This window comes from Elioraea sp. (assembly GCF_051860475.1).
GTDB lineage: Bacteria > Pseudomonadota > Alphaproteobacteria > Acetobacterales > Acetobacteraceae > Elioraea.
This window is the reverse complement of sequence record NZ_JBHYDW010000170.1, coordinates 1-8,352: the sequence shown is the minus strand read 5'-3', so window position 1 is coordinate 8,352 and position 8,352 is coordinate 1. Positions and strand designations below refer to the sequence as shown.

Sequence of the window (8,352 nt, the reverse complement as noted above, 5' to 3'; positions counted from 1 at the left end):
GGCCGACACCAGGCGCGTGAGCAGGATCAGGGCGATCAGCACGAGATAGGGCGCGCCGGCGCGCGCCAGCCCCCGGCCCGATACCGCCTGCCCGGCCGGCTCGCGCGGGCCGAAGCGGCGCACCACCGCCACGAACACCAGGGCGCCGAGTAGCGCGCCGCCGAGCGTGGGCAGCTCCGGCCCGATCAGCACCGCGATCGCCACCATCGGCGCGAGGAACAGCGCCGCCCCCAGCACACCCCAGCCCCAGGCGCCCGCCCCGGTCGCGCCGGCCGAGAGCAGCACCGCGGCCATCAGCATCACACCGAGCGCGCCGTGGATCGGCGCGGTCGCCGCCGCGATCGCCGCCTCGCTCTGCTCGACCAGTTCGGCCTGCGCGATCACCGGCGTGCCGACCGCGCCGAACGACACGCCGAGCGAATGCCCGATCAGCGCGATCGCGACCGCGCGCGCGGGCTCGACCCCGAGTGCCACCAGCAGCGGCGCCGCGAGCGCCACCGGCGTGCCGAACCCGGCCGCGCCCTCCATGAACAGGCCGAAGAACCAGCCGATCAGGATGGTCTGCAGCGCCGTCCCCGACGCCACGCGGGCGAGCGCGTCGCGCAGGGTGGCGAGCGTCCCCCGCGCCTCTTGAAGCCCGTGGATCGCCAGCGCCGGCAGCAGGATCCAGAGAATGGTGGCGGCGAGGAACACCCCCTCCAGCCCTGCGCCCGCCAGCGCGCCCGCGGCGAGCCCGAACAGGCCGACCGCCAGCGCCACGGTGAGCGCAAGCCCGGCGATCCCGGCCACCGCGGCCGAGCGCCCGAACCCCACCATCAGCACCAACACCAGCAGGATCGGCGCGCCGGCGATCAGCGCGTGCAGCCAGGTCCCGGCCAAGCTCTTCCTCCGAACCTCGTTGTCGGCCTCGGTCCAGCGGCCCATACCAGCCCCACCGCTCGCCCGGCGAGGCCGGATCGGCATGCGTGCCATCCGCCTGCCATGCGCATGGTGGTATCGTGCGCCGTCCAACCACAGGAGCGACCGGATGAACCGCCCGTTGCTGGCCCTGCCACTCCTCGCCGTCGCCGCGGCCGCCCAGGCCCAGGCACCGGACAGCGCCGTGGGCGAAGTCCTGCGCCGTGCCGGCGTGCCCCCGACCGCCGAGGCACTGGCGGGAACCGATCCGAAGGCCCGGGCGATCGCCCTCGATACGCTCGAGCGTGCCTACCCCTTGCCACGCTCCGTGCTCGATCGTGAAGGAACGCCGCCGCCGGACGCGGAGGCGATCATGGACCGGCTCGGGCTGGTCCGCCGACCTGGCGCCCCGACCACCGACCTCAGCGGGCGCACCCCGTCGCGGCAGGAGATCGTCGATGCCCTGGCCGGCCGCTGACCGCCGCCTGCTTCTCCTCGGCGGCTTCGCGCTCGCGACCGTGGCGGGCTGCGCGAGTCCCGAGACCGAGCGGATCGCTGCGCTGACCGCGCGCGGCATCGTCCTGAGCGCGAATTTCGACCTCGGCAGCTATGCGCTTCGGCCCGAGGCGCGTGAGGTGCTCGATCCGCTTGCCGAGGCGATGAACGACCCGAGGCTGTTCAACCACACCTACGAGATCAACGGGCACACCGACAGCACCGGAAGGCTCGGCCGCAACATGGCGCTGTCCGAACTGCGCGCGGCGGCGGTCGTCGACTACCTCGTCTCGCGCGGTGTCGCACGCCGGCGGCTCAAGCCCCAGGGGTTCGGCCCGCTGCAGCCGATCGAGCCGCAGAATCCGCGGGCGGGCGTCAATCGCCGCGTCGAAGTGTTCGCGATCCCGCCCGCGCTGTAGCCGGACCGGCTCGCCGATTCGTGCTCCGGGGTCGATTCGGCACCGGGGCTATCCCGCCGCATGCGGTAACTGTATGGTTACGCCGAAGCCGGTGCGGAGACGCCGGTGCCATCATGATGAGGAGGAATCGCATGATCCGTCGCCGCCATCTGCTTGCCGGGGCTGCTGGGGCCGCCCTTGCCACGCCGGCGCTGCATACCGCGCACGCCCAGGCGATCACGCTGAACGGCGCCTCGCAGTTCAGCGACGAGCATGCCTTCAACAAGGCGATGCTGCGCTTCGAGGAGCGGGTGAAGCACTACTACGGCAAGCCGATCAACTTCGTGCTGCACCGCAATTCCTCGCTCGGTCTGGAGAAGCAGTACTTCGAGTATATGGCGCAGGGCCGCGCGGTCGATTACGCCGTCGTCTCGCCCGCGCACATGTCCACCTTCTCGCGTGCCGCCCCCTTCATCGATGCGCCGTTCCTGTTCAACGACCTCGCGCACTGGAACCGCGTGCTCGACCAGGACGTGCTGAAGCCGATCGCCGACGAGGTCGCGAACCGCGCCCGGGTGATGCTGATCGGCTATGCGGGCGGCGGCGTGCGCAACATCTTCGCCAACAAGGTGGTGCGCAACATGGCCGAGCTGCGCGGCCTGAAGGTGCGCGTGCAGGGCGCGCCGATCTGGAGCCGCACCTTCCAGGCCGCCGGCATGAGCCCGACCGTGATCGCCTACAACGAGGTCTACAACGCGATCCAGAACAACGTGATCGAGGCCGGCGAGAACGAGGCCGCGGGCGTGGAGCAGATGCGCTTCTACGAGGTCGCGCCCAACCTGATCATGACCGAGCACGCGATCACGATCCGGCCGCTCTGCTTCTCGGCGCAGACCTTCAACCGGCTGCCCGACGACCTCAAGGACGCGATCATCCGGGCCGGCCGCGAGGGCGGCGCGCATGGCCGCGAGGTCGAGAGCAGCGAGGACGAGAAGAAGCTCGTCGCGCTGGAGGGTGCGGGGCGGCTGAAGCGCATCCCGTTCCCCGAGCGCGGCGAGATGAAGCGCCTGGTCGATCCCGTGATCGCGGCCTATGCGAAGGAGATCGGCGCCGACGGCATCCTCGCCCGGATGCAGGGACTGGTCGGCTGATGCCCGCGCCGGGGTGGCCCGCGCTGCCCCGGCACGCCATCCTCGGATTGTCGTAATGGCCAGCCACACCGCGCCCGGCCTGTTCAGGCGCGTCACCGACTTCTACGCCGCGCTGCTGCGCCTGCTGCTCGCCTTATCGCTGCTCATCCTTGTGCTGCCGGTGACCATGCAGGTCATCAGCCGCTTCATGCCGTTCATCCCGCACTACATCTGGACCGAGGAGATGGCCCGTTTCCTGCTGGTCTGGATGATCATGCTGGGCTCGGTGGTGGGCGTCCGCGAGGCAGGGCACTTCGTCGTCGATCTCTGGCCGCACCTGACGCCGCGCCGGCGCGCCATGCTGGACCTGCTCGCGAACGGGGCAATCCTGGTGCTCGCCTTCGCGTTCTTCTGGTGGGGTTGGGAGTACACCGACTTCGCCTGGTTCCGGATCAGCGAACTGGCCGAGCTGCCGCTCTGGCTGATCCACATCGCCTGGCCGATCGCGGGCGCGAGCTGGGTGCTGTTCGCCGGTGAACGCGCGATCGACGCCGCCCTGGTGCTCGCGGGGCGGCGCACCTGATGTTCGGCGGCAATGTGCTGTCGCCGGCCGAGGCGGCGACGATCCTGTTCGTGCTGTTCTTCGGCCTGCTCGCGCTGCGCGTGCCCGTGGCCTTCGCGCTCGGGCTCGCGGTGCTGCCGATCACGCTGATCGAGCCGCGGCTGGGCCCGCTGCTGCTCGTGGGCGAGACCTTCAACGCCTACAACAGCTTCATCCTGCTCGCGGTGCCGTTCTTCCTGCTCACCGCCAACCTGATGAACGCGGGCGGCATCACCAACCGGCTGATGGAGTTCGCGCGCTCCCTCGTCGGCCATATCCCCGGCGGGCTCGCGCAGGTGAACGTGGTGCTGTCGTTCTTCTTCGCCGGCATCTCGGGCTCGTCCACGGCCGACGCGGCCAGCCAGTCAAAGATCTTCATCCCCGCGCAGGTCAAGCTGGGCATGGATCTGCGCTTCTCGGTCGCGATCACGGCGTGTTCCTCGGTGCTCGCGGTGATCATCCCCCCCTCGATCCTGATGATCGTCTGGGGCGGGATCCTGACGGTCTCGATCGGCGGGCTGTTCCTGGCCGGCATCGTTCCCGGCATGATGATCACGCTCGCGCTGATGGGTACGGTCTATGTCTACGCCAAGCGGCGCAACTACCCGGTGTTCGACCGCGCCGGGTTCCGCGAGATCCTGTGCGCGGCGGCCCACGCGATCCCGGCGTTGCTCACGCCGCTCCTGATCGTCAGCGGCAAGCTGTTCGGATGGTTCACCGCGACCGAGAGCGGCTGCATCGCCGTGCTGTACGCGGCGGTGCTGTCGCTCGTGGTCTATCGCGAGATGGACGCGAAGGGGTTCTGGGGCGCGCTGCTCGACACGGGGCGCTTCGCGTCGGTCGCGCTGTTCTGCGTCGGCACCGCGTCCGCGTTCGGCTGGCTGCTCGCCTACTATCAGATCCCGCAGTTCATGCTGGCTGGCGTGGCGTCCTGGGGTCTCGGCGTCACTGGAACCGGGTTCATGGTCGCGGCGGTGTTCCTGATCGTCGGCTGCTTCCTCGACGCGATCCCCTCGATCATCATCGTCGGCACGATCCTTCAGCCGATGACCAAGGCCGTGGGGATGGACCAGATCCACTTCGCGCTGATCGGCATCATCAGCCTCGCCTTCGGGCTGGTCACGCCGCCCTATGGGCTCTGCCTGATGATCGCCTCGCATATCGGCGGCATCAGGGTGATCGACGCCGTGAAGGACGTCAGCATCATGCTGGTGCCGATGCTGAGCGTGCTCGCACTGGTGATCCTGTTCCCGGAGCTTGTGCTGGCGATCCCGCGCCTCGCGGCACCCGGGATGCTCAACTGAGCGAGGCCGCCGGCGCGCCGGTCAATGGTGCCCGGTCGCCTCGGGCTGCATCGGCACCGGACGCCCCTCGCGCTCGGCCTTCTCGACCGCGAGGGTGATCTCGCGGTTCAGGTCGGTCTGGCTGCAGAGGCCGAGGATCACCGGATCGCGCGGCTTGATGTTGGCGCTGTTCCAGTGCGTCCTGTCGCGAATTTTCTGCACCGTCTCCTTGGTGGTGCCGAGCAGCTTGCAGACCTGCTGGTCCGACAGCACGGGAACGTTGCGCAGCAGCCAGGCGATGGCGTCCGGCCGGTCGTTGCGCTTCGCGACGGGGGTGTAGCGCGCGCCCTTCGCCTTCGGCTTGGGCAGCTGCACCGTCATCGGGGAGAGTCGGAGCCGCGCGGTCGGGTCAGCCTCGCAGCGGGCGATCTCATCACGGGTGAGCTGACCCGAGGCGATCGGATCATGCCCGACAATGCCCACGGCGACGTCGCCATCAGCGATCGCCTGCACCTCGAGCGGGTGCATGCCGGTGAAGTCGGCGATCTGCTCGAAGGTGAGCGACGTCTTGTCGATCAGCCAGACGGCCGTCGCCTTCGGCATCAGGGGCAGTGTCATCGAGGTCATCCTTCCGGTCGCGGCGGCGCTAGCCCGCGGCGCCTTGGGTCTGTCGCGGTAAATAAGACAATCGCAGGTCGGGTCAACCGCGATGCGGGCAACCCCGGGCTGACGGGGGGCGGATCAGGCGGTGAAGGCCACACCCTGCGCCTCGAGACGCTCGCGCACCAGGGCCTTGGGCACCTTGCCGTATCCCGATCTTGGCAACGAATCCCATAACACGATACGCATCGGTAGTTTGTAGCGTGCGATGCGCCCGGCGAGATGGTCGCGGATCGCCGCCTCGTCCACCGCCGCCCCCGGCTTCGGCACCACGGCCGCGACCCCGGCCTCGCCCCATTTCGGGTGCGGCAGGCCGACCACGGCAGCCTCGGCCACCGCGGGGTGCGTCAGGATCGCCTCCTCGATCTCGCGTGGATAGACGTTCGAGCCGCCTGAGATGTACATGTCGGAGGCCCGGCCTGTGATGTAGAGGAAGCCCCGCACGTCCAGATGCCCGAGATCGCCGGTGTGGAACCAGCCGCCGGCGAAGGCCTTGGCGTTCGCCCCTTCATTCTCGAAGTAGCCGGCGAACACCGCCGGGCCGCGCACGCAGATCTCGCCCGTCTCGCCCGACGGAAGCCGGCGTCCGGCTTCGTCCAGGATGGCCACATCCATCCCCGTCCGCGGCATCCCGCAGGAGCCGATGGGGAACGCCGGATCGTCCTCCAGGCTGTGCTGGTCCGGACGCAGCACGGTGATGGTCGCCGTCACCTCGCCCAGGCCGAAGTACTGGGTCAGGCACACGCCGCCGAGCCTGGCGAGCGCCCGCTTCTGATCGGCGCGATACATCGGCGCGCCGGCATACATCAGGTGACGGAGCGAGGCGTGGTCGTGCTGGTCCGCTGACGGGTGATCGACCAGCAGGGTCAGCATGGTCGGCACGACGAACATCGTGGTGGCGCGGTGTGCCTCGACCAACCGCCACACTTCCTCTGGGTCGAAGCGCTCGGATGCGGTCATCACGCTCGGGCAGCCGCGCGCCACCGTGGCGAGCGCGTGGATGCCGGCCGCGTGGCTGAGCGGGGCGCAGACCAGCGCGCAGTCGCGCTCGGAAAGGCCGGGCATCAGGTCGGCGAGATGGTTGGCGACCACGAAGGACATCTGTCCATGCGTCAGCACCGCCGCCTTGGGCCGGCCGGTCGTGCCGGAGGTGAAGAAGAACCAGCAGGCGTCGCCATAGGCCACGTCCGCCTCATGGTCCGGCGGCGGCGGCGCGGCGGCCGCCATCGCCGCGTCGAGATCGATCTCACCGTGCCGCGCGTCGCCGACCGCGAGCACCGTCCCGAGCGCCGGGCTCTCGGCCCGCACCGCCTCGGCGTGGGCGGCGAAGCCGCGGTCGCGCAGCATCGCCTTCGCCCGGCTGGCCGCGCCGAGATAGGCGACCTCGGCCGGCGTGAGGCGCACATTGGTCGGCACCCAGACCGCGCCGACCTTCAGCACCGCCCAGAGGCTCTCGAACATCGCCACCGTGTTGCGGCTGTGCACCAGCACCCGATCGCCATGGCCGACGCCGTGCGCCCGCAGCACCGCGGCGAAGCGGTCCACCCGCGCGTCGAGTTCTGCCCAGTTGAGACGCAGGTCACCCTGGACCAGGGCGAGCCGATCAGGCAGCCGCCGCGCCGTCTGCGTCAGCAGCCGGCCGAGATTCATCGCCGTCGCCGGACCCATCGCTTGCGCCCTCCCTTCGCGGACGTCATCAGATCTTCACACGCTGCCCCCTGCCGGGCACGGCTGCGCCGGCATAGATCACCGCGCGCCGCACGAATACGGGAGTCCCCTCGATGCTGCTCGGCCGCCGCCCTCTCGCCCGCCTCGCCCTCGCGGGCCTCGCCCTGCCCGCGCTCCGCCCCGCCCGCGCCGCGGTCTCGGGCACGCTGGTGCTCTACACCAGCCAGCTCGAGCCCGATGCCGCGCGCACGGTCGAGGCGTTCCGCGCGCTGCATCCGAGCGTGCAGGTGGACTGGATTCGCGGCGGCACCGGCACAATCATGACCCGGCTGCGCGCCGAGATGGCCGCCGGCAGCCCACGGCCGGACGTGCTGCTGCTCGCCGACAGCCTGACCTTCGAGGGGCTGAAGGCGGAAGGCCGCCTGCGCCCCGCGCCCGAGGTCAAGACCGCCGGCGTGCCGGAGGACCACATCGCCGCCGACCGCAGCTATTTCGGCACCAAGCTGATCACCACCGGCATCATGCACCACATCCGCGCGCCCTTCGTGCCGGCGCGCTGGGCCGATCTGGTCGATGCGCGCGCGCGCGGCCAGGTGGCGATGCCCTCGCCGGCGGTGTCGGGGGCGGCGGCGATCCACGTGCTGGCGCTGACGCAGAACCCGGCGCTGGGCTGGCCCTACATCGAGAAGCTGGTCGAGGGCGGGGTGCAGGCGCGCGGCGGCAACGGGCCGGTGATGCAGGCGGTGGCGGGCGGCGAGCGCGCCTTCGGCATGGTGATCGACTACCTGCCGATCCGCGAGGCGGCCAAGGGCGCGCCGGTGCGCTTCGTGTTCCCCGAGGACGGCGTCTCGGCGATCACCGAGCCGGCGGCGATCCTCTCGACCGCGCGCAACGTGCCGGCGGCGATCGCCTTCCTCGACTTCCTGCTCTCGCCCGAGGGCCAGCGCCTCGCCGCCAGCCAGGGCTTCCTGCCGGCCGATCCCTCCGTCGCGCCGCCGCCCGGCTTCCCCGATCCGCGCACGATCCGCATCATGCTGCTCGATGCCGCGCGGGCGGCGCGCGAGCGCGACGAGACGCTGAAGCGTTTCGCCGCCCTGACGGGGAGCTGACCGGACTTCATGGTGCGTGACGGGCGGGGGCTCGCCGCCCTCGCCCTTCTGTGGCTCGTGTTGATTGGCGCCGTGCCGCTGCTCCGTCTGCTGGCGGAGGGCGTGCTCGGG

At 70.6% G+C, this 8,352-nt stretch carries 9 protein-coding genes; 6 read left to right on the top strand and 3 right to left on the bottom strand.

Annotation, left to right across the window (positions count from 1 at the left end; all coding sequences use genetic code 11):
• A partial coding sequence (locus ACTIFU_RS20745; protein WP_439580226.1) for an L-lactate permease occupies window positions 1–963 on the bottom strand: 963 nt, incomplete at its 3' end.
• A 64-nt stretch (window positions 964–1,027) separates the two neighbouring features.
• On the opposite strand from ACTIFU_RS20745, the gene ACTIFU_RS20740 reads away from it, so the two are divergent.
• From ACTIFU_RS20740 to ACTIFU_RS20720, 5 genes are all read left to right on the top strand, one after another.
• Window positions 1,028–1,375, top strand: coding sequence for a hypothetical protein (locus ACTIFU_RS20740; protein ID WP_439580225.1), 348 nt, complete (start codon window positions 1,028–1,030; stop codon window positions 1,373–1,375).
• Window positions 1,356–1,811 (top strand): OmpA family protein, encoded by a 456-nt coding sequence (locus tag ACTIFU_RS20735; protein ID WP_439580224.1) that lies wholly within the window; start codon window positions 1,356–1,358, stop codon window positions 1,809–1,811. The genes ACTIFU_RS20740 and ACTIFU_RS20735 overlap by 20 nt, the downstream gene beginning before the upstream one ends.
• A gap of 131 nt (window positions 1,812–1,942) precedes the next feature.
• Window positions 1,943–2,941: a TRAP transporter substrate-binding protein gene (locus ACTIFU_RS20730; protein ID WP_439580223.1), complete on the top strand. Its 999-nt coding sequence runs from the start codon at window positions 1,943–1,945 to the stop codon at window positions 2,939–2,941.
• Between the two features lie 55 nt (window positions 2,942–2,996).
• Window positions 2,997–3,503 (top strand): TRAP transporter small permease, encoded by a 507-nt coding sequence (locus ACTIFU_RS20725; protein WP_439580222.1) that lies wholly within the window; start codon window positions 2,997–2,999, stop codon window positions 3,501–3,503.
• A complete protein-coding gene (locus ACTIFU_RS20720) occupies window positions 3,503–4,825 on the top strand; it encodes a TRAP transporter large permease (RefSeq protein ID WP_439580221.1) in 1,323 nt (440 codons plus the stop codon). The genes ACTIFU_RS20725 and ACTIFU_RS20720 overlap by 1 nt, the downstream gene beginning before the upstream one ends.
• 21 nt (window positions 4,826–4,846) lie before the next feature.
• Here the strand turns inward: ACTIFU_RS20720 and ACTIFU_RS20715 are convergent, their stop codons facing one another.
• Complete coding sequence (locus ACTIFU_RS20715) at window positions 4,847–5,422, bottom strand: DUF1013 domain-containing protein (RefSeq protein ID WP_439580220.1); 576 nt, start codon at window positions 5,420–5,422, stop codon at window positions 4,847–4,849.
• A 123-nt stretch (window positions 5,423–5,545) separates the two neighbouring features.
• The gene (locus ACTIFU_RS20710) at window positions 5,546–7,132 is read right to left on the bottom strand and encodes an acyl-CoA synthetase (RefSeq protein ID WP_439580219.1); all 1,587 of its coding nucleotides are present in this window, start codon (window positions 7,130–7,132) and stop codon (window positions 5,546–5,548) included.
• A gap of 113 nt (window positions 7,133–7,245) precedes the next feature.
• Here ACTIFU_RS20710 and ACTIFU_RS20705 point away from each other — a divergent pair, with 113 nt between their 5' ends.
• The gene (locus ACTIFU_RS20705) at window positions 7,246–8,241 is read left to right on the top strand and encodes an ABC transporter substrate-binding protein (RefSeq protein WP_439580218.1); all 996 of its coding nucleotides are present in this window, start codon (window positions 7,246–7,248) and stop codon (window positions 8,239–8,241) included.
• The last annotated feature ends 111 nt before the right edge of the window (window positions 8,242–8,352 follow it).